We start from the raw sequence: 18707 nt of genomic DNA on the forward strand, positions 1-18707 counted from the left end.
TGCGACGTTCGGAGAGCGAAGCTCGGCGCTTGCAACCGTCAGCCCTTTCGCGGATCAGGCGCCAAGCCATTTCGGGAGACGCCCCATGAAGACCAGAGCCGCCGTCGCATTCGAGGCGAAGCAGCCGCTCGAGATTGTCGAGCTCGATCTCGAAGGCCCCAAGGCCGGCGAAGTGCTGGTCGAGATCATGGCCACCGGCATCTGCCACACCGATGCCTACACGCTCGACGGGCTCGATTCGGAGGGCCTGTTCCCGAGCGTGCTCGGCCATGAGGGCGCGGGGATTATCCGCGAGGTCGGCGCCGGGGTGACCAGCGTCGTCCCGGGGGATCATGTCATCCCGCTCTACACCCCCGAATGCCGCCAGTGTAAGTCGTGCCTGAGCGGCAAGACCAATCTGTGCACCGCGATCCGCGCCACCCAGGGCAAGGGGCTGATGCCGGACGGCACCACCCGGTTCAGCCACAAGGGCCAGCCGATCTACCATTATATGGGCTGCTCGACCTTCTCGAACTTCACCGTGCTGCCCGAGATCGCCGTGGCCAAGATCCGCGAGGACGCACCGTTCCAGACGAGCTGCTATATCGGTTGCGGCGTCACCACCGGGGTTGGCGCAGTGGTCAACACCGCCGAGGTCCAGGTCGGCGACAATATCGTCGTGTTCGGATTGGGCGGGATCGGGCTCAACGTGCTCCAGGGCGCCAAGATGGCGGGTGCGGGCAAGATCATCGGCGTCGACATCAACCCCGACCGCGAGGAATGGGGCCGCCGGTTCGGGATGACCGACTTCATCGACGGGCGCGGCAAGTCGCGCGACGAGACCATCGCCGCGATCCTGGCGCTGACCGACGGCGGCGCCGACTTCACCTTCGACTGCACCGGCAACACCGAAGTGATGCGCACCGCATTGGAGGCGTGCCATCGCGGCTGGGGCACCAGCATCATCATCGGTGTGGCCGAGGCGGGCATGGAGATCGCCACGCGGCCGTTCCAGCTGGTCACCGGGCGCAACTGGCGCGGCACCGCCTTCGGCGGCGCCAAGGGCCGCACCGACGTGCCCAAGATCGTCGACTGGTACATGAACGGCAAGATTCAGATCGACCCGATGATCACCCACGTGCTCACCCTGGAGGAGATCAACAAGGGCTTCGACCTGATGCACGCCGGCGAGAGCATCCGCAGCGTCGTGGTCTATTGAGAGGCACCCATGTTCAATCACGTCGTGATCGGCTCGAATGACATCGAGCGCTCGAAGCAATTCTATGACGCCGTGCTCGGCACGCTCGGCTTTTCGGGCGAGGCGCTGCGCAACGTCGCGGCCACCGGGCACCAACGGCTCTTCTATCGCCATGACGGCGGGACGCTGGGCATCTCAGAGCCGATCAACGACGAGCCCGCGACCTGCGCCAATGGCAGCACGATCGGCTTCCGGTGCAGCTCGGCCGAGCAGGTCAAGGCGTTCCACGACGTCGCGGTCGCGCATGGCGGGCGCTCGATCGAGGACCCGCCCGGCGAGCGCGACGGCGGTGCGCTTGGCACGATGCATTTGAGCTATGTGCGGGACCCCGACGGCAACAAGCTCTGCGCGATATGGCGCATGCCGGCGTGAGCGAGGCGGTCAATCTCGACGAGAAGTTCGCGGGCTTCACCGAGCATTGGGCGCCGCGGCTGGTCGCGACCTATAACGGCAACGATGTGCGCATCGTGAAGGTCGAGGGCGCGTTCGTCTGGCACACGCACGACGACACCGACGACTTCTTCCTCGTCCTCGACGGCATACTCGACATCGAAATGCGCGACCGGACCGTGACGCTCGGCCCGGGCGAGTTGTTCGTCGTGCCGCGCGGTGTCGAGCACCGCCCGGTCGCGCGCCACGGCGAGGTGCGGATGATCAACATCGAGCCGGGCGGCACGCATAATCTGGGCGAGGGTTCGCCGCAGCGTCCGATCGTCGCAGGCTGATGCCGCCATCCTGGATCCTCACGCTCGACTGCGCCGACCGCCCCGGCATCGTCGCGGCGGTCAGCGGCTTCCTCGCGGAGCGCGGCGGATTCATCCTCGACAGCCAGCAATATGCGGATCTCGAGGCCGGCCGCTTCTTCATGCGCGTCGAGTTCAAGGCAGTGGATGCGCCGTTCGAGACCGAGACCCTGCGCGCGGCGTTCGTGCCGGTGGCCGAGCGGCTGGCGCTGAACTGGGAGCTCTCCGACACGGCGCAGCGCCCGCGCGTGCTGATCGCGGTGTCGCAAGGGTCGCATTTGCCTCAACGACCTGCTCCACCGCTGGCAGACGCGGTCGCTCGGCGTCGAGATCGTCGGCGTGGTGTCGAACCACGACACGCTGCGTGCGCTCACCGAGTGGCACGGGCTGCCCTTCACGCTGCTGCCGTCGGACAAGGCCGCGCAGGAGGCCGAACTGCTCGCGCGGTTCGAGGCGCTGGCGGCCGATTATCTGATCCTCGCGCGCTACATGCAGATCCTGTCGCCCGCGCTTGCCGAGCGGCTGGCGGGGCATTGCATCAATATCCACCACAGCTTCCTGCCCAGCTTCAAGGGCGCGCGGCCCTACCACCGCGCGCACGCGCGCGGGGTGAAGCTGATCGGCGCGACGGCGCATTTCGTGACCAGCGAGCTGGACGAGGGGCCGATCATCGAGCAGGCGGTCGAGCGGATCGACCACCGCGCCTCGGTCGACGACATGATCCGCATCGGCCGCGACATCGAGGCGCAGGTGCTCGCCCGCGCGGTGCAATGGGTCGGCGCGCGGCGGGTGCTGCTGAACGGCATCCGCACGGTGGTTTTCCGGTAAAGGGACGGAACATGGAGACGGTTTCCACCAACAAGGCGCAGGGCGGCGTGCAGGGCGTGTATCGCCACGCGGCGCTGTCGACCGGTACCGAGATGACCTTCTCGGTCTATGTCCCGCCGCATGCCGAGGGCGCCAGGCTGCCGGTGCTGTGGTATCTCTCGGGGCTGACCTGCACCCATGCCAACGTCACCGACAAGGGTGAATATCGCCGCGCCTGTGCCGCGCAGGGCTTGATCCTGGTCGCGCCCGACACGTCTCCGCGTGGGGAAGGCGTGCCCGACGATACGGCCTATGATTTCGGCCAGGGCGCGGGCTTTTATGTCGACGCGACCGAAGCGCCCTGGGCGTCGCATTTCCACATGCGCAGCTATATCGAGCAGGAACTGCCCGACCTGATCGCCGCGGAATTTCCCGCCGACATGGACCGGCAGGGCATCACCGGCCATTCGATGGGTGGGCACGGCGCACTTACCGTGGCGCTGCGCAATCCGGACCGCTTCCGCAGCGTGTCGGCCTTCGCGCCGATCGTCGCGCCGAGCGTGGTGCCCTGGGGCGAGAAGGCGCTGATCGGCTATCTCGGTGAAGACCGCGCGTCGTGGCGGCCCTATGACGCCTGCGCACTGATCCTCGACGGGGCGCGTGTGCCCGAGCTTTTGGTCGATGTCGGTGATGCCGACCAGTTCCTCCACGAGCAGCTCCGCCCCGAGCTGCTCGAAGCCGCCTGCGACGCCGCCGGCATCCCGCTCACGCTGCGGCGCCAGCCGGGCTACGACCACAGCTATTATTTCGTCTCGACCTTTCTCGCCGAGCATGTCGCGTGGCACGCCGAGCGGCTCAAGGCATGAGCCGGTACGACGTCCTGATCGTCGGCGCGGGGCATGCCGGGGCGCAGGCGGCGATCGCGCTGCGCCAGAACAAGTTCGAGGGCAGCATCGCCTTGCTCGGCGACGAGCCCGAATTGCCCTATGAGCGCCCGCCGCTGTCCAAGGAATATCTCGCCGGCGACAAGCCGTTCGAGCGGCTGCTGATCCGCAACGCTGCCTTTTGGGACGAGCGTGCAGTCACGCTGCTGCCCGGCTGCACCGCAACCCGCGTCGATCCGGTTGCGCGCGAAGTCGCCACCGGCGACGGCACGACGATCGGCTATGGCACGCTGATCTGGGCGACCGGCGGCAAGCCGCGCCGGCTCGCCTGCCCGGGCGGCGACCTGACCGGGGTCCACACCGTGCGGACCCGCGCCGATGTCGACCGGATGATCGCCGAGCTGCCCGAGGTCCGCCGTGTCGCGGTGATCGGCGGCGGCTATATCGGGCTCGAGGCGGCGGCGGTGCTCGCCAAGCTCGGCCGCGAGGTGGTCGTGCTCGAGGCGCAGGACCGCGTCCTCGCCCGCGTCGCGGGCGAACCGCTGTCGCGCTTCTTCGAGGACGAGCACCGCGCGCATGGTGTCGAGATTCGCCTGGGCGTAACCGTCGAGGCGATCCTCGGCGACACCCGCGTCACTGGTGTGCGGCTGGCCGATGGCACGATTGTTGACGCCGAGATGGCGATCGTCGGCATCGGCGTCGAGCCTGCGGTCGCGCCCTTGCTCGATGCCGGCGCCAATGGCGGCAACGGCGTGCTGGTCGATGCGCAATGCCGCACTTCCTTGCCCGACATCTTTGCGGTCGGCGACTGCGCGCTCCACGCCAGCCGCTTTGCCGAGGATCGCTGCATCCGGCTCGAATCGGTGCAGAACGCCAACGACCAGGCGACCGTCGCCGCGAAGACCATCGCCGGGATCGAGGCACAATATGACGCGGTGCCGTGGTTCTGGTCGAACCAGTACGACCTCAAGCTCCAGACCGTCGGCATCTCGACCGGGCATGACGAAACGGTGCTGCGCGGCGATCCGGCGAGCCGCAGCTTCTCGGTGATCTATCTGCGCGCCGGACGCGTGATCGCGCTCGACTGCGTCAATGCCACCAGGGACTATGTGCAGGGGCGCAAGCTCGTCGTCGACGCGGCGGCGATCGATCCCGCGCGGCTGGCCGACATCGCCACGCCACTGAAGGAACTCAGCTGAATGCGTAGTGCGAACATCAACCCATTCGAGAGAGAGCTTTGTCGATGATGAAGTTGCTGCGATCGTTGCTGGCGGCCCTCGCATTTGCTTGCGCGGCACCCTCGCATGCCCAGGCACTCAAGGATGCCGATCCGGCCTTGTGGGTGGTGCAGGACGCCGACACCACGATTTATCTGTTCGGCACCGTCCATGTGCTCAAGCCCGGGCTCAGCTGGTTCGACGAGGCAGTCTGGGCCGCGTATAATGAGAGCAGCGAAGTCATGCTCGAAATGATCGAGCCCGACCAGGCGGCGATGGGCGCGATGGTCATGAAGCTCGCGGTCAACCCGACGGGGCCGACGCTGACTGAGAAGCTGCCCGCGGACAAGCGTGCGGCCTATGCGAAGGCGCTCACCGAGATCGGCATGCCCGCCGCCGCGCTCGACCGCTTCGATCCGTGGTTCGCCGCGGTGACGCTGAGCGTCGCCGGCCTGCCCAAGCTCGGCTATGATCCCGCGAGCGGCGCCGAGCGCACGATCACGACCGCGACCAAGGCCGCCGGCAAGAAACTGGGCGGTCTGGAGACCCCCGAACAGCAGCTCGGCTATTTCGACTCGCTGCCCGAGCGGCTGCAGATCGACTTCCTCGTTTCCACCATCGACGACTTTCCCAAGATGGGCGGCGAGCTCGACAAGATGGTGGCGAGCTGGGCGGCGGGCGATCCCGATTCGCTCGCCGCGACGCTCAACGAAGGCATGCGCGAGACTCCGGAGATCGCCAAGATCCTGCTGTCGGACCGCAATGCGCGCTGGGCGGAATGGATCGCGCAGCGGATGCAGCAACCCGGAAAAGTGTTCATTGCGGTGGGGGCGGGGCATCTTGCGGGCGCCGACAGCGTTCAGACCTGGCTGGCCAAGCGCAAGCTCGTCGCCAAGCGCATCCGTTACTGACCGATTTCGGAGAGACTCGCATGTCCCAAGGCCCCCGCCCGTTTCTCGGGCTCCTCGCCGGCGTAGCTGCGGGACTGGTTGCCTCGGCGGCGATGGCGGCCTTCCAGGCGCAGGCGCAGAAGCTGCTGCCCGACAGCGGCAGCGACGACGATCCCGCGACGGTGAAGGCGGCCGACGCCGCGAGCGAGGCCGTGATCGGCGATCCCGTTCCCGAGCCGTATCGTGCGCCGGCGGGACAGGCGGTGCATTACCTCACCGGTGCGGTGCTCGGCGGGATCTACGGCGTGATCACCGAATACAAGCCCGAGGCGAGCGCCGGATTCGGCAGCGCCTATGGGATCGCGACCGCCGCATTGGTCGACGAAACTGCAGTGCCCGCGGCGGGGCTGGCGGACGGTCCGAGCGAGACGCCGCTCGCGCTGCACCTCCACGGCGCCGCGTCGCATCTTGTCTATGGTTGGGTGCTCGAAGGGATGCGCACACTGATCGCCGGGCGGCGCTAGGGCCATTTCACTCCTCCCATTCGCCCTTCGACAGGCTCAGGACGAATGGTGTGCAGAATAGCCCTAAAGCAGCAGGTCCTGCGTCGCCGACTTGCGGCCTACCGAGCCGCCGCCGGTGCGTCGGATATGCTCCTGCTGCGCGGTGTGGCGGACGTCCACGTCGCGGTCGTTGAGGAAACCGGCGAGCGAATCGTCGTCGATTTCGCTCCATTCCTTGCCGCGATCGGGGCCGTAGCGGACGCGCGGCAGCAGCCCCGGCTCGTTGGACCAGGCGATCAGCTGCTCCACGCTCGCTTCGTTGAGCATGTCGCGCAGTTGGAAGGCGGTAACGTAGGCGTCGGGAAAGGCGCGGTGCGCGGGGAGCCCGCGTTCATGGACCAGCCCGTCGGGCTTGCGCCAGTAACGCAGCATCTGGTTCGAAAAGCCCGGCGAGCCCGGCCATAGCCGCATCGCGCACTTCCAGGTGCAGATCCAGTCGGCGCCGCGCGTGAGCGACGCGGTGCAGAATTGCTGCTCGAAATCGGCACGGTGCGCGGCGAGCGCGATTCGGCGCGGCCAGGGATCGAGCACTGGGCGCGCGACATCGTGCCAATAGGGCGCGTCGGCGACGTCCTCGTCGCGGATATGGTGCACCGCCATGGTCAGCGGCGGGATCTGGCGCCCGGGATTGACCATCCGGTTGCCGCCCTCGCCGTAAATTTCCCAGCGGCCATCGGGCTGGAGCACGACGTCCTGCCAGCCGATCTCGCACACGCCGTGCGTGGGCGGTGACTGACCGGTGGTTTCGAGATCGATGACGCGAATGAGCGAGGGGGCGCGGGAGGCCATTCGGGCTAGGTGGGACGTGACGTCATGAAATGCCAGCCGAAACTTGCGCGTTTGCGCGGCGCGGCCTCAATCATCACCGGCATTTTCGCGCTCGGCGCGGGCCTTGTGCCGCTGCAGCAAGTCCTCGGCGCGCTCGGACAGCTCCTTGGTCGCCTCGATGCTCTCGCGGAGCGCGGCTTGCGCGTCCTCGATCGCTGCGATGTCGCTCAGGCTCTTTTCATTCACGGCAGGTCCCACTCACGCGCAAGAACTCTTGATCCAGATCAAGGTTCCGCGCGCGAGTTGGTGCAGTTCGAATTAATGCGCGGCCTGTGGCCCCCGCTCGAGTCCGCTCGCCGCGAGCTGCGCGTCGATCTGCGCCATCAGCCGGTCGAGCCCTTCCTGGCTCTTGGCCTCGGCACGCGCGACGAGCACGTCCTGCGTGTTCGAAGCGCGCAGCAGCCACCAGCCATCGGTGGTGTTGACGCGCGCGCCGTCGGTGCGGTTGACGTCGGCGCCCTCCGCCTCGAGCCGTTCGAGCACTTCGTCGATCACTGCGAACTTACGCGATTCGTCGACCTGGAAACGCATCTCCGGCGTGTTGATCATCGCCGGCATGTCGTCCTTGAGCTGGTTCATCGACTTGCCGGTCGAATGCACCGCGCGGATCAGCTGGACGGCGGCGAACTGCGCGTCGTCATAGCCGTAATAATCATAGAAGGTGTCGGCGAAGAAGATGTGGCCGCTCATCTCGCCGGCGAGCGGCGCATGGGTTTCCTTCATCTTGGTCTTGATCAGGCTGTGCCCGGTCTTCCACATCACCGGCTTGCCGCCCAGCTCCGCGACGCGGTCATAGAGCGCCTGGCTCGCCTTCACGTCGGCGATCACCGTCGCGCCCGGCTCGGCCTTGAGCAGAGGTTCGGCCAGAATGGACAGAAGCTGATCGCCCCAGATCACGCGGCCCTGCCCGTCGACCGCACCCAGGCGATCGCCGTCACCGTCGAAAGCCAGTCCGAAATCGAGCTGCTTCTCGGCGACGAGGCGCTTGAGATCGGCGAGGTTCTTCTCCTCGGTGGGATCGGGATGGTGGTTGGGGAAATTGCCGTCGACCTCGGTGAAGATCGTATGATGCTCACCTGGCAATTGCTGCACCAGCTTCTCGATCACCGGACCGGCGGCGCCATTGCCCGTATCCCATCCGACGCGATAGGCGCCGCCGGCATAGCCCGCCACCAGCCGGCCGACATAGGCGTCGACGATGTCATAATCGGTGACCGTGCCGGGCGTGTCGGCTTCCTCCCAATCGCCCTCGGCGGCCATCTTGCCGAGCGTCTGGATGTCGTCGCCGAAGAACGGCCGGTGTTGGAACACCATCTTGAAGCCGTTGTAATTGCCGGGATTGTGGCTGCCGGTGATCTGGATGCCGCCGTCCACCTCCAGCGTCGCCTCGGCATAATAGAGCATCGGCGTGGGGCCGAGGCCGATGCGCACGACGTCGCAGCCCGAGGCGGTCAGCCCTTCGACCAACGCCGCCTCGAGCTCGACCGACGAGACGCGGCCGTCGCGGCCGACCGCGACTCGGTGTCCGCCGGCGCGGCGGAGCAGGGTGGCGAAGCCGCGGCCGATCGCGCGGGCATCGTCGGGTCCGAGCGCTTCTCCCACGATTCCCCGAATGTCATATTCGCGCAGCGAAGTGGGGTCGAAACGGTGCGTCATGATGCCTCCGGGAGAGATGTTGCGGGCCTAATTCGCAGGTGCGGCAAAAGTTCAATTACGCAGGTGCAACAAGACCGAAGCGGCGGTCCGTGGCGCCTATGCGCTACGGCGAAGCAACGTATCGCGCGCCGCGTTGATCCGTCGGGTCAATTCCGCGGATCCGCCTTTGTCAGGATGCACTGCAGCAACCAGCCGGCGGTGGGCGCCGCGAATCGCCTCCTCGTCCGCCTCCGGGCCCAATCCGAGGATCGCCCGCGCCTCGTCCTGCGGCATGCGTGGCGCACGCGGCTTGGGCTTGGGCTTGAGGAACAGCTGATACAGCGCGAAGAGGATCAGCGCCGCGAGGATCGCCTTGGCCATCAGGCGAACAGCGGCATGGCGACTTCGGGGAGCGCCAGCCCCGCCATCATCTCGCGCAGCTCCTGCCGCGCGGCGACGTGGCTCAGGCCCATCTCGCCGAATTCGCGGCTGTCGAGCATCGTCAGCCCCTGCGGGAACAATTCGCGGTAGATCACGCGCTCGCTGAGCCCCGAGATCACTCGGAAGCCGACACGCTTGGAGAGCTGGTCGATCGCCTCGGAGACTCGGCGCATGTTGCGCGCCTCGATATGCTGCATGCGGTTCCGGAGGACGACCCAGTCGATCGTCTCGCCATCGGCCTTGGCGCGGCGCTTGCGCGATTCCCAGATCAGCTCGGAATAGAAGCTCGGCCGGGTGACCTTGTAGGTGTCGGGATCGACATGGCCGATCAGGTCGAAATCGACGAAACTGTCGTTCATCGGCGTGACGAGCGTGTCGGCATTGGTGACGGCGATCCGCGCGAACTTGTCGTCGCGGCCGGGGGTGTCGATGACCAGGAAATCGGCATTGGCGCCGAGCCGCTCGAGCGTCTCGCCGAAGAATTCCATGCTCTCGCCGTCATGCGTCTCATATTCGGGCGTGGGCAATTCGCGCCCCATCCGCTTGATCGTCGCGCGGCGATTGTCGAGATACCGCCCCATCGTCCGCTGGCGATGATCCAGGTCGAAGCACGCCACCCGCGCGCCCTTGGCGGAAAGCGCGATCGCTGCATGGACCGCCGTGGTCGACTTGCCGGTGCCGCCCTTCTCGTTGGCAAAAACGAGCACGTGCAAGCGCTTAGCTCCGTCGGTCAAGCGTACAACTTCCTTTATTGATCCAGCCGCCCGCGCCCCATAGAAGGCCGGCCTCCCGTTGTATCGAAAGTGGTCAAGCGTGCAAACCGTCCGTCAGCTGGATGCCCTTCGCGGCGCCGTTGCCACCTGGCGCGAGGCGGGCGAGCGCGTTGCGCTGGTCCCGACGATGGGCGCGCTTCATGACGGGCACATGGCGCTGGTCGAGGCGGCGAAGCGTGCGGCCGAGCGCGTGGCGGTGTCGATCTTCGTCAATCCCAAGCAGTTCGGCCCGAACGAGGACCTCGCCAAATATCCTCGCAAGGAGCTTGCCGACTCGCGGATGCTGGCAGCGGCGGGTGTCGACCTGCTGTGGCTGCCCCCGGTCGAGGTGATGTACCCCGAGGGGTTCGCCACCAACATCTCGGTCAGCGGGATCAGCGAGGTGCTCGACGGCGCTCACCGCCCCGGCCATTTCGACGGCGTCGCGACGGTGGTCACCAAGCTGTTCAACCAGGTCCGCCCCGATGTCGCGCTGTTCGGCGAGAAGGACTGGCAGCAGCTCGCGGTGATTCGCCGGCTGGTCGCCGATCTGGACCTGGACCTCGAGATCCAGGGAGTGCCGACCCAGCGCGAGGATGACGGCCTCGCCCTCTCGTCGCGCAACGCCTATCTGATCCCGGAAGAGCGCACCCAGGCGGTGGCGCTGCCCCGCGCGCTGGGGCTCGCCGAGCGCGCCATCGCCAAGGGCGGCGATCCCGAGGCCGCGCTGGCGCAGGCCAGCGAGATGCTGGCGGGCGCGGGCTTCGAGGTGGATTACGTCGTGCTCGCCGATGCCGAGACGCTGGGCGATCCGATCGAGGGCCGGCCGATGCGGCTGCTCGCTGCGGCGCGGATCGGTGGAACGCGGCTGATCGACAACATTCCCGTGGCCACGACGGACTAACCCGCTACGCGCGAATACGGTTAACCGCTTTAACCTTTTGTTTCCCGCTTACCTGCCAATCCTTGCAACATTGAGGATGGCAATTGGGTAGGCGGACATGGGCAACAGTCTCAAGAGCGCACGTTTTCTCGTCGAGAGCCGGCTTCGCGACGCTGCGCGCGGCGACGCCAAGGCCTGTTTCGATCTAGGCATCGTCTATTCGAGCGGCGCCGAAGGCGTCGACGTCGATCTGGTCGAGGCGCATAAATGGTTCAACATCGCCGCCGTCTCGGGCAGCGAGCGCGCCGCGGAGTTCCGCGCGGAGATCTCGGAAGACATGACCGCGCGCGAGATCATCGATGCGCAGAAGTCCGCCCGTGCGTGGCTGCGCGGCCTCGAGGTGCGCGCGGCCTGAGGTTTCAGGACGATCGGCCTGCGAGGCAGGCCTGGATCAAGGCACGCTCGACCCTGTGCACAGGCCGGCCGTCGCGCGTGTAGAAACGCACGATCCGGGCGGCTCCAGCTTCAATGACTTCGACGCGGGTATGCCGCGCGTTATTCGCCGCGCTCGCGACATTTGGGGCATCGACGCGCGTCTGCCAGGTTCCACCCCTTCGATCGATCGCCAGACCGTCGATTCGCGGGTCCTCGAGGCAGCGGCGCAAGTCTCTGGCCGGCTGTGCACTCCGTCCTTCGAACGCGAGCTTCGACCGGCCGGCTTCCTTGCCGGCCGTCGCCGCTACCATCCAGAAGACCCACGCCAGCATTCCGCCGACGAGAAGGATGGCGATCACCGCACCGCAGCGGGGTCCTGGGGACAAACGCAGCGCTTGTGAACCGCGCATGCTATTTCTTTGCCGCTGCCTTCTTGGCCGGCGCCTTCTTCGCAGCGGCCTTTTTCGGCGCAGCCTTCTTCTTTCCCTTGCCCTTGGCCGGACCGGCCGCGGCGCGGGCGTCGATCAGTTGGGCGGCTTCCTCGAGCGTCAGCTGGTCCTTGTCGATCGACTTGGGCAAGGTCGCATTGGTCTCGCCGTCGGTGACATAGGCGCCGTAGCGGCCCTCCATCAGCTTGATCTCGGCCTCGCTGCGCGGATGCTTGCCGAGCATTTTGAGCGGCTCGCGAGGGGCGCCGCGCGCCGGGCGGCCGCCATTCGCCGCGGCTTCGGCGAGCTTGACCACGGCGGCGTTCATGCCCGTCTCGAACACCTCGGCGGTCGACTGCAGCCGGGCATATTTGCCGGCATGCGCGAGATAGGGACCGTAGCGGCCGATCGACGCAGTGATCGGCTCGCCCGTCTCGGGATGGTTGCCGACGGTGCGCGGCAGCTTGAGCAGCTTCAATGCCCATTCGAGATCCAAGTCGATATCCTTGGGGATCGACGCGCGTGCCGCTTCCTTGCCCTCGCCCAGCTGGATATACGGGCCGAAGCGCCCCGACTTGCGCTCGACATTGAGCCCCGTATCGGGGTCGACGCCGAGCACCTCCGGACCGCTATCCTCGCCCGAACCGCCCGGCTCGCCGAAGCGGCGGGTGAACTTGCACTCCGGATAGTTCGAGCACGCCACGAACGCGCCGAACTTGCCGCCGCGCAGCGCCAGCCGGCCGTTGCCGCAATTGGGGCAGAGCCGCGGGTCGCTGCCATCGGCCTTGGCGGGGAAGAGATAGGGTTCGAGGAACAGGTCGAGCGCTGCGGTGACTTCGCTCGGCTTCTGCTCCATCACCTCGGTGGTGCGGGGCTTGAAGTCCTTCCAGAAGGATTCGAGCACAGCCTGCCATTCGGCGCGCCCGCCCGAGACATCGTCGAGCTCGTCTTCGAGCTCGGCAGTGAAATCATAGCCGACATATTTCTCGAAGAAGCGTTCGAGGAAGGCCGTGACCAGCCGGCCGCTCTCCTCGGCGAAGAAGCGGTTCTTCTCGACGCGGACGTACGACCGGTCCTTGAGTGTCTGGATGATCGAGGCATAGGTCGACGGGCGGCCGATGCCGAGTTCTTCCAAGCGCTTGACCAGCGAGGCCTCGGAGAAGCGGGGCGGCGGCTGGGTGAAGTGCTGCTCGGCGTTGACCGCCTTCTTGGCGGGCGCATCGCCCGCGGACATGCGCGGCAGGCGGCGGCTGTCCTCGTCGCCCTCGTCGTCGCGGCCTTCCTCGTAGAGTGCTAGATAGCCGGGAAAGAGCACGACCTGGCCGGTGGCGCGCAGACCGTGCTGGCCGGTGCCGTCCTCCAAATCGATCGTGGTGCGCTCCATGCGCGCCGACGCCATCTGGCTGGCGAGCGCGCGCTTCCAGATCAGCTCGTACAGGCGACCATGATCGCCGCTGCCGGCCTTGTCCTTGGAGAAGTCGGTCGGGCGGATCGCCTCGTGGGCTTCCTGGGCATTCTTGGCCTTGGTCTGATACTGGCGCGGCTTGTCCGGCACATAGCCGCCGTCATAGCGGGTCGCGATTGCCTTGCGCGCTTCCTGGATCGCCGACCCGTCCATCTGGACACCGTCGGTCCGCATATAGGTGATTGCCCCGTCCTCGTAGAGGCCCTGGGCGATCCGCATCGTGTGGCTCGCCGAGAAGCCGAGCTTGCGGGCCGCCTCCTGCTGGAGCGTCGAGGTGGTGAAGGGCGGCGGCGGATTGCGCATCGCCGGCTTGGTCTCGACCGCGGCGACCGAGAAGCGGCCTTCCTCGACCGCCTTCTTGGCGGCGAGTGCCGTGCCCTCGTCGCCAATCGACAGTCGGTCGAGCTTATCGCCCTTATACTTGACCAGCCGAGTGACGAACGGCGTGCCGTCTTGCTCCATATCGGCAGTGACCGACCAATATTCCTGGTGCTTGAAGCCTTCGATCTCGCGCTCGCGCTCGACGATCAGCCGCAGCGCGACCGACTGGACGCGGCCGGCCGACTTGGCGCCGGGGAGCTTGCGCCACAACACCGGCGAGAGCGTGAAACCGACGAGATAATCGAGCGCGCGGCGGGCGCGATAGGCGTCGATCAGATCGGTATCGAGCTCGCGCGGCGCCTTCATCGCGGCGAGGATCGCGGGCTTGGTGATCGCGTTGAAAGTGACGCGCTCGACCTCCTTGGGGAGCGCCTTCTTGTTCTTGAGCACTTCCTGGACGTGCCAGCTGATCGCCTCGCCCTCGCGATCAGGGTCGGTCGCGAGGATCAGCCGGTCGGCCTTCTTGGCGAGATCGGAGATCTCCTTGAGCTGGCGCGACTTATCGGCATAGGGCTCCCACTCCATCGCGAACCCCTCTTCGGGGTTCACCGAGCCGTCGCGCGGCGGCAGGTCGCGGACATGGCCGTAGGAAGCGAGGACGCGGTAATCCGAGCCGAGATATTTTTCGATGGTCTTCGCCTTGGCGGGCGATTCGACGATGACGAGCTGCATGGGGGTTAGGTGATCCTCACGTGTACGCGTGTAAGGTGGGGACCCGTTTGCGCGGTCGTCAAGCGGGTGGTTGCGGAACCGGGACGATCTCGGCGCGTATCCCGGCGATGTCCACTGCGGAATCCGTTTCGTCCCCGCCCCCGCCGCCCCGCCCGGCGTTTCGCAGGCGGCGGCTGTGGATCATTGCGGTGGCGCTGGCGGTGCTCGCCGCGGGAGTCGCGCTGATCGTGACCTCGCGCAACACCGCGGTCGAGCCGCCGCCCCGCGCCACCGACGCGATCGAGACACCGCACCAACTCTCGGCGATCGCAGTGCCACTCGATGTCGACACCGCCGTGCTGTCGCAAGCGCTGGAGCGGGAAGTGCCGCGCACCTTGTGGTCGATCGACCGAAAGCTCGACGAATGCGTGCCGCCGGCGCGGATCAAATTGTTCAAGGCCAAGCTGAAAGTGACGCCGGCGCTCGGCTGTACCGTGGTCGGCACCGTCACCCGCGCGCCGATCCGGCTGCGCGGCCAGGGCGAGGATATCATCGCCGATGTGCCGATCCATGCCGCGATCGCCGCGCGCGACGTGGGCGGGGTGCTCAAGGGCGAGACCGCGACCGGATCGGCAATGGCGCACGCCCGCATCCGGCTGGCGCTACGCGAGGATTGGAGCGTGCGCGCCACCGTCGACCTGGCCTATGACTGGACCGAAGCGCCGGGGATCGATTTTCTCGGCAAGCGGATCACCTTCACCGACAAGGCCGACGAAAGGCTCCAGCCGATCGTCCGCGAACTCGAGCGCAAGCTGCCGCAGGAGATCGCCAAGCTCAATCTGCGCGCCAAGGTGAGCGATGCGTGGCGGCAGAGCTTCACCTCGCTGGAGCTGAATCGGCAGAACCCGTCGGTGTGGATGCGCGTCACGCCGCAGAAGCTCAGCTATGGCGGGTACAGCCTGTCCGGCGGCAAGCTGCGCCTCAAGCTGGGGATGGAGGCACTGACCGAGACCTTTGTCGGCCCGCGCCCCGCCGACCCGGCGCCGATCCCGCTGCCGCCGCTGACCCGGGTCGCCGGCGGCGAGCGGCTGCGCTTCTTCCTGCCGGTGATCGCGGACTATGCCCAGCTCGAACCGGTGATCCTCAAGGCGCTGACCAAGCGCTCGCGCCGGCCGTTCGAGGTGCCGGGGATCGGGCCGGTCACTGCGCGGTTCGAGAAGGTGATTGGCTATGGCACCACCGGCGGGCGAATCGCGGTGGGCTTGACGCTGGCGGCACGGCGCGTGGGCGACAGTGCCGATACGCACGGGATGGTGTGGATCACTGCCAAGCCGGTCAACGCCCCCAATTCGCAGCGTGTCGCGTTCGAGGGGCTGCAGGTCGATGGCAACACCGATGGCGTCGGCGGCGACCTGCTCGTCCAGCTCGCCAATTCGCCGGGCATCGCGCAGGTCGTGGCGGAGGCGCTGACGCAGAACTTCACCAAGGATTTCCAGGAACTGCTCGGCAAGATCGAGCGCGCGATCGTCGAGAAGCGCGCCGGCGACTTCGTCATTCACGCCGATATCGGCCAGGTGCGCACCGGCGAGCTCAAGGCACGCGGCCAGGGCCTCTATCTGCCGGTATGGGCGGACGGCTCGGCGCGGGTGACGTACGTGCCGGGGCGGTAAATGAAAACTCGCGTCACCCCAGACTTGGTCCGGGGTGACGGCTTATCGGATCAGCCCTTCATCCGCGCGCGCACGGCGTCGATGTCGCTGGCGTCGTGGCGCTCGGGAACGCGCTGGTCCTCCGGGCCTGACCCGCGATTGACCAACCGGCCGCGCTGGACCGGCTCGCGCGCGGCGACCTCTTCGGCCCAACGGTTGAAATGGGCGTACTCGCCGATGTTCAGGAATTGCGCCGCATCGCCATACGCGTCGCCGCGCGCCACGCCGCCATACCAAGGCCAGACTGCCATGTCGGCGATCGTATAGTCGTCGCCGGCCAGATAGCGGTGCTCGGCGAGATGCGTGTCAAGCACGTGGTACTGCCGCTTCACTTCCATCGCATAGCGGTTGATCGCATATTCGATCTTGATCGGCGCGTAGGCATAGAAATGTCCGAAGCCCCCACCCAGGAACGGCGCCGAGCCCATCTGCCACATCAGCCAGCTCAGGGCCGCGGCGCGCTTCGCCGGATCTGTCGGCAAAAAGGCGCCGAACTTCTCGGCGAGGTAGATCAGGATCGCGCCGCTCTCGAACACGCGCTGCGCGGGATCGACGGAGCGATCGACCAACGCCGGAATCTTCGAATTGGGGTTGATCGCAACGAAGCCGCTGCCGAACTGGTCGCCCTGGCCGATGTCGATCTTCCAGGCGTCGTACTCGGCGCCGGCATGGCCCGCGGCGAGCAGCTCTTCGAGCAGGATCGTCACCTTTTGGCCGTTGGGCGTCCCGAGCGAATAGAGCTGGAGCGGGTGCTTGCCGACCGGCAATTCCTTGTCGTGCGTCGCCCCGGACACCGGGCGATTGATGCTGGCGAACTGGCCGCCGCTTGGCTGGTCCCAGGTCCACACCTTGGGGGGCACGTAACCGGCGGGCTGGTTGCTGGCGGGATCGGGGGCGTCGGCCATTGAGATTCTCCCTGAGGATTATCGCCGCGATGTAGGAGGCAGGCAGCGACTTGCCAGGGCCGTAACGATGGTTTTGCTTTACCCGGCCAAACTCGTTCTGCCGCCGGCATGCCTTTCGAGCCTTCCTGCCAATTCGAGCTCAAGCAGCACCGTCTGCACCAGCGCGGGCGCAAGTCCCGACTGCCGGATCAGTTCGTCGACCGCGACCGGAACCGGTCCGAGCAGCGCGACGATCGCGCGACGATCGGCGTCGCTGGCGTCCTGGGGCGGCGGGCCTTCAAAGGCGCTGGAGGGCGAACGCACCGCGCGCAGGTCGATCGGGCGGATCATCTCGAGAATGTCATCGACGGACTGGACCAGGGTCGCGCCCTCGCGGATCAGCAGGTTGCAGCCCTGCGCGCGCGGATCGAGCGGCGAGCCCGGCACCGCCATGACGTCACGCCCCGCCTCCGCGGCCATCCGCGCAGTGATCAGCGAGCCCGAGCGCGGCGCCGCCTCGACGACCACCGTGCCCAAAGCCAGTCCGGCAATGATGCGGTTGCGCGAGGGAAAGAAGCGGGCGAGCGGCTCGGTGCCCGGCGGCTGTTCGGCGACGAGCAGGCCCTCGCGCGCGACACGCTCCTGGAGATCGGCATTTTCGGGGGGATAGGCGATGTCGATCCCGCTCGCGATGACGCCGATCGTGCCGCCGGCGAGCGCGCCGACATGCGCCGCGGTGTCGATCCCGCGCGCCAGTCCCGACACCACGGTCACGCCCTGCTCGACCAGCCCGAGCGCAAGCTGGCGCGCGAAGCGGCACGCGGCGGCCGAGGCATTGCGCGCGCCGACCATCGCGACACAGCTGCGTGCCGCAAGTTCGAGCCGACCGCGCAGGATAAGCGCCGGCGGCGCGCTCTCCGTCTCGGCGAGCAGTTCCGGATAGGCCGGATCGTCGAGGAACAGGTAGCGCGCGCCCAGTTTCTCGACCGCGGCGATCTCGCGCCGGATCGCGCTTGGCTCGGCGATCCGCGGGCTGCGGCCGCCACCGTTCGCGGCGAGCGTCGGGAGGGCGTCGAGTGCAGCCTCCGCGCTGCCGAAGCGGGCGATCAGCTGGCGATAGCTGACGGGTCCGATATTCGCCGAGCGCAACAGCCGAAGCCGCGGCTCGCGCGGGTCAGCCACGCTTGCCGCCGCCGATCCGCGGCTCGGTGCCGCTCAGCAGCCGATCGATATTCTCGCGGTGCTTCCACAGCACGATCAGTGCGAGCGCGAGGAGGAGCAGGACGAGATCGATGCGGCCCCAGAAAGCGGCGCTCACCGGCGCACTGATCGCCGCGGTGATCCCGGCGAGCGACGAGATGCGCAACGCTGCGAGCAGGCCCAGCCAGACCGCGGCGTAGACCAGACCCGAAGGCCAGTGCAGCGCGACGACGATTCCCATCAGCGTCGCGACGCCCTTGCCGCCGCGGAAGCGCAGCCAGACCGGATAGCAATGGCCGAGAAAGGCGCCCATCCCCGCAAGAACCTCGTGGCCCGGCAGCAGCCAGGCGGCGAGCAGCACCGCCGCGGCGCCCTTGGCGAGGTCGAGCAGCAGAGTCGCCGCGGCGAGCCCCTTGCGACCGGTGCGCAATACATTGGTGGCGCCGATATTGCCCGAGCCGATCTGGCGCAGGTCGCCCGCCCCGGCCATCCGGGTGAGCAGCACCCCGAACGGGATCGAGCCGAGCAGATAGCCGAGCAGGATCGCGGCAGCGGCGGGCATCCAGACGATTTCGGTTGGCAAAACGGACCCCCTGTCGCCGCCAACATAATCGCTGTCCGGCACGGTGCAACCGCCGGCCCGCGCGGTTGACGGCGCCGCGGCCGCGAGCCAT

20 protein-coding genes and 1 pseudogene are annotated in these 18707 nt (G+C 67.3%); 11 read left to right on the top strand and 10 right to left on the bottom strand.

Translation table 11 applies throughout. The features are described from left to right. Nucleotides 1–85: 85 nt before the first annotated feature. The 8 genes and pseudogenes from AC3WJI_RS09015 (at nt 86) to AC3WJI_RS09050 (ending at nt 6302) form a co-directional block, all read left to right on the top strand. Entirely contained in the window at nt 86–1198 is a 1113-nt protein-coding gene (locus AC3WJI_RS09015; RefSeq protein ID WP_492756917.1) for an S-(hydroxymethyl)glutathione dehydrogenase/class III alcohol dehydrogenase, read from the top strand. A 9-nt stretch (nt 1199–1207) separates the two neighbouring features. Further along, entirely contained in the window at nt 1208–1609 is a 402-nt protein-coding gene (locus AC3WJI_RS09020; RefSeq protein WP_492756918.1) for a VOC family protein, read from the top strand. Next, on the top strand, nt 1591–1962 hold the full coding sequence (locus AC3WJI_RS09025; protein WP_492756919.1) for a cupin domain-containing protein: 372 nt from the start codon (nt 1591–1593) through the stop codon (nt 1960–1962). Before AC3WJI_RS09020 ends, AC3WJI_RS09025 begins: the two co-directional genes overlap by 19 nt. Then, a pseudogene (gene purU / locus AC3WJI_RS09030) lies at nt 1962–2808 on the top strand (formyltetrahydrofolate deformylase). Before AC3WJI_RS09025 ends, purU begins: the two are co-directional and overlap by 1 nt. Before the next feature lie 11 nt (nt 2809–2819). Beyond that, nucleotides 2820–3653 (top strand): S-formylglutathione hydrolase, encoded by an 834-nt coding sequence (fghA, locus tag AC3WJI_RS09035; protein ID WP_492756920.1) that lies wholly within the window; start codon nt 2820–2822, stop codon nt 3651–3653. After that, a complete protein-coding gene (locus tag AC3WJI_RS09040; protein WP_492756921.1) occupies nt 3650–4870 on the top strand; it encodes an NAD(P)/FAD-dependent oxidoreductase in 1221 nt (406 codons plus the stop codon). Before fghA ends, AC3WJI_RS09040 begins: the two co-directional genes overlap by 4 nt. Before the next feature lie 44 nt (nt 4871–4914). Next, the gene (locus AC3WJI_RS09045; RefSeq protein WP_492756922.1) at nt 4915–5799 is read left to right on the top strand and encodes a TraB/GumN family protein; all 885 of its coding nucleotides are present in this window, start codon (nt 4915–4917) and stop codon (nt 5797–5799) included. A gap of 20 nt (nt 5800–5819) precedes the next feature. Then, nucleotides 5820–6302 (top strand): DUF1440 domain-containing protein, encoded by a 483-nt coding sequence (locus AC3WJI_RS09050; protein ID WP_492756923.1) that lies wholly within the window; start codon nt 5820–5822, stop codon nt 6300–6302. A 63-nt stretch (nt 6303–6365) separates the two neighbouring features. Here AC3WJI_RS09050 and AC3WJI_RS09055 read toward each other — a convergent pair whose 3' ends face one another. The 5 genes from AC3WJI_RS09055 to AC3WJI_RS09075 form a co-directional block, all read right to left on the bottom strand. Continuing rightward, a complete protein-coding gene (locus AC3WJI_RS09055) occupies nt 6366–7130 on the bottom strand; it encodes an exonuclease domain-containing protein (RefSeq protein WP_492756924.1) in 765 nt (254 codons plus the stop codon). A 66-nt stretch (nt 7131–7196) separates the two neighbouring features. Then, nucleotides 7197–7355, bottom strand: coding sequence for a hypothetical protein (locus AC3WJI_RS09060; RefSeq protein WP_492756925.1), 159 nt, complete (start codon nt 7353–7355; stop codon nt 7197–7199). 72 nt (nt 7356–7427) lie between these two features. Beyond that, nucleotides 7428–8825 carry a phosphoglucomutase/phosphomannomutase PgmG gene (pgmG, locus tag AC3WJI_RS09065; protein WP_492756926.1) on the bottom strand — a complete coding sequence of 466 codons (1398 nt, stop codon included), beginning with the start codon at nt 8823–8825 and terminating at the stop codon, nt 7428–7430. Nucleotides 8826–8921: 96 nt separating this feature from the next. Further along, nucleotides 8922–9185, bottom strand: a complete 264-nt coding sequence (locus tag AC3WJI_RS09070) for a DnaJ domain-containing protein (protein WP_492756927.1) — start codon at nt 9183–9185, stop codon at nt 8922–8924. Continuing rightward, nucleotides 9185–9958: a division plane positioning ATPase MipZ gene (locus AC3WJI_RS09075; protein ID WP_492756928.1), complete on the bottom strand. Its 774-nt coding sequence runs from the start codon at nt 9956–9958 to the stop codon at nt 9185–9187. Before AC3WJI_RS09075 ends, AC3WJI_RS09070 begins: the two co-directional genes overlap by 1 nt. A 100-nt stretch (nt 9959–10058) precedes the next feature. Between AC3WJI_RS09075 and panC the strand changes: the two genes are divergently transcribed. Beyond that, nucleotides 10059–10901 (top strand): pantoate--beta-alanine ligase, encoded by an 843-nt coding sequence (gene panC, locus AC3WJI_RS09080; RefSeq protein ID WP_492756929.1) that lies wholly within the window; start codon nt 10059–10061, stop codon nt 10899–10901. Between the two features lie 97 nt (nt 10902–10998). Beyond that, nucleotides 10999–11295 (top strand): hypothetical protein, encoded by a 297-nt coding sequence (locus AC3WJI_RS09085; RefSeq protein WP_492756930.1) that lies wholly within the window; start codon nt 10999–11001, stop codon nt 11293–11295. A 4-nt stretch (nt 11296–11299) separates the two neighbouring features. Here AC3WJI_RS09085 and AC3WJI_RS09090 read toward each other — a convergent pair whose 3' ends face one another. After that, nucleotides 11300–11674: a hypothetical protein gene (locus AC3WJI_RS09090; RefSeq protein WP_492756931.1), complete on the bottom strand. Its 375-nt coding sequence runs from the start codon at nt 11672–11674 to the stop codon at nt 11300–11302. Between the two features lie 52 nt (nt 11675–11726). Further along, complete coding sequence (topA, locus tag AC3WJI_RS09095) at nt 11727–14261, bottom strand: type I DNA topoisomerase (RefSeq protein ID WP_492756932.1); 2535 nt, start codon at nt 14259–14261, stop codon at nt 11727–11729. Nucleotides 14262–14368: 107 nt separating this feature from the next. Here topA and AC3WJI_RS09100 point away from each other — a divergent pair, with 107 nt between their 5' ends. Continuing rightward, nucleotides 14369–15910 (top strand): DUF4403 family protein, encoded by a 1542-nt coding sequence (locus AC3WJI_RS09100; protein WP_492756933.1) that lies wholly within the window; start codon nt 14369–14371, stop codon nt 15908–15910. Nucleotides 15911–15960: 50 nt separating this feature from the next. On the opposite strand, the gene yghU is transcribed toward AC3WJI_RS09100, so the two are convergent. The 3 genes from yghU to plsY form a co-directional block, all read right to left on the bottom strand. Further along, entirely contained in the window at nt 15961–16854 is an 894-nt protein-coding gene (gene yghU, locus AC3WJI_RS09105; RefSeq protein WP_492756934.1) for a glutathione-dependent disulfide-bond oxidoreductase, read from the bottom strand. A 78-nt stretch (nt 16855–16932) separates the two neighbouring features. Next, entirely contained in the window at nt 16933–18015 is a 1083-nt protein-coding gene (gene dprA, locus AC3WJI_RS09110) for a DNA-processing protein DprA (protein WP_492756935.1), read from the bottom strand. Then, complete coding sequence (gene plsY / locus AC3WJI_RS09115; RefSeq protein WP_492756969.1) at nt 18008–18595, bottom strand: glycerol-3-phosphate 1-O-acyltransferase PlsY; 588 nt, start codon at nt 18593–18595, stop codon at nt 18008–18010. Before plsY ends, dprA begins: the two co-directional genes overlap by 8 nt. Nucleotides 18596–18707 lie beyond the last annotated feature (112 nt).

The sequence above is a fragment of the Sphingomonas sp. FW306-1B-B10E genome, assembly GCF_058782005.1.

What these genes read in the sequence shown, in the direction of transcription:
- AC3WJI_RS09015 (WP_492756917.1), top strand. Translation starts at nt 86, where the DNA reads ATGAAGACCAGAGCCGCCGTCGCATTCGAGGCGAAGCAGCCGCTCGAG.
- AC3WJI_RS09020 (WP_492756918.1), top strand. Translation starts at nt 1,208, where the DNA reads ATGTTCAATCACGTCGTGATCGGCTCGAATGACATCGAGCGCTCGAAG.
- AC3WJI_RS09025 (WP_492756919.1), top strand. Translation starts at nt 1,591, where the DNA reads ATGGCGCATGCCGGCGTGAGCGAGGCGGTCAATCTCGACGAGAAGTTC.
- fghA (WP_492756920.1), top strand. Translation starts at nt 2,820, where the DNA reads ATGGAGACGGTTTCCACCAACAAGGCGCAGGGCGGCGTGCAGGGCGTG.
- AC3WJI_RS09040 (WP_492756921.1), top strand. Translation starts at nt 3,650, where the DNA reads ATGAGCCGGTACGACGTCCTGATCGTCGGCGCGGGGCATGCCGGGGCG.
- AC3WJI_RS09045 (WP_492756922.1), top strand. Translation starts at nt 4,915, where the DNA reads ATGATGAAGTTGCTGCGATCGTTGCTGGCGGCCCTCGCATTTGCTTGC.
- AC3WJI_RS09050 (WP_492756923.1), top strand. Translation starts at nt 5,820, where the DNA reads ATGTCCCAAGGCCCCCGCCCGTTTCTCGGGCTCCTCGCCGGCGTAGCT.
- AC3WJI_RS09055 (WP_492756924.1), bottom strand. Translation starts at nt 7,130, where the DNA reads ATGGCCTCCCGCGCCCCCTCGCTCATTCGCGTCATCGATCTCGAAACC.
- pgmG (WP_492756926.1), bottom strand. Translation starts at nt 8,825, where the DNA reads ATGACGCACCGTTTCGACCCCACTTCGCTGCGCGAATATGACATTCGG.
- AC3WJI_RS09070 (WP_492756927.1), bottom strand. Translation starts at nt 9,185, where the DNA reads ATGGCCAAGGCGATCCTCGCGGCGCTGATCCTCTTCGCGCTGTATCAG.
- AC3WJI_RS09085 (WP_492756930.1), top strand. Translation starts at nt 10,999, where the DNA reads ATGGGCAACAGTCTCAAGAGCGCACGTTTTCTCGTCGAGAGCCGGCTT.
- topA (WP_492756932.1), bottom strand. Translation starts at nt 14,261, where the DNA reads ATGCAGCTCGTCATCGTCGAATCGCCCGCCAAGGCGAAGACCATCGAA.
- AC3WJI_RS09100 (WP_492756933.1), top strand. Translation starts at nt 14,369, where the DNA reads ATGTCCACTGCGGAATCCGTTTCGTCCCCGCCCCCGCCGCCCCGCCCG.
- yghU (WP_492756934.1), bottom strand. Translation starts at nt 16,854, where the DNA reads ATGGCCGACGCCCCCGATCCCGCCAGCAACCAGCCCGCCGGTTACGTG.
- plsY (WP_492756969.1), bottom strand. Translation starts at nt 18,595, where the DNA reads ATGCCCGCCGCTGCCGCGATCCTGCTCGGCTATCTGCTCGGCTCGATC.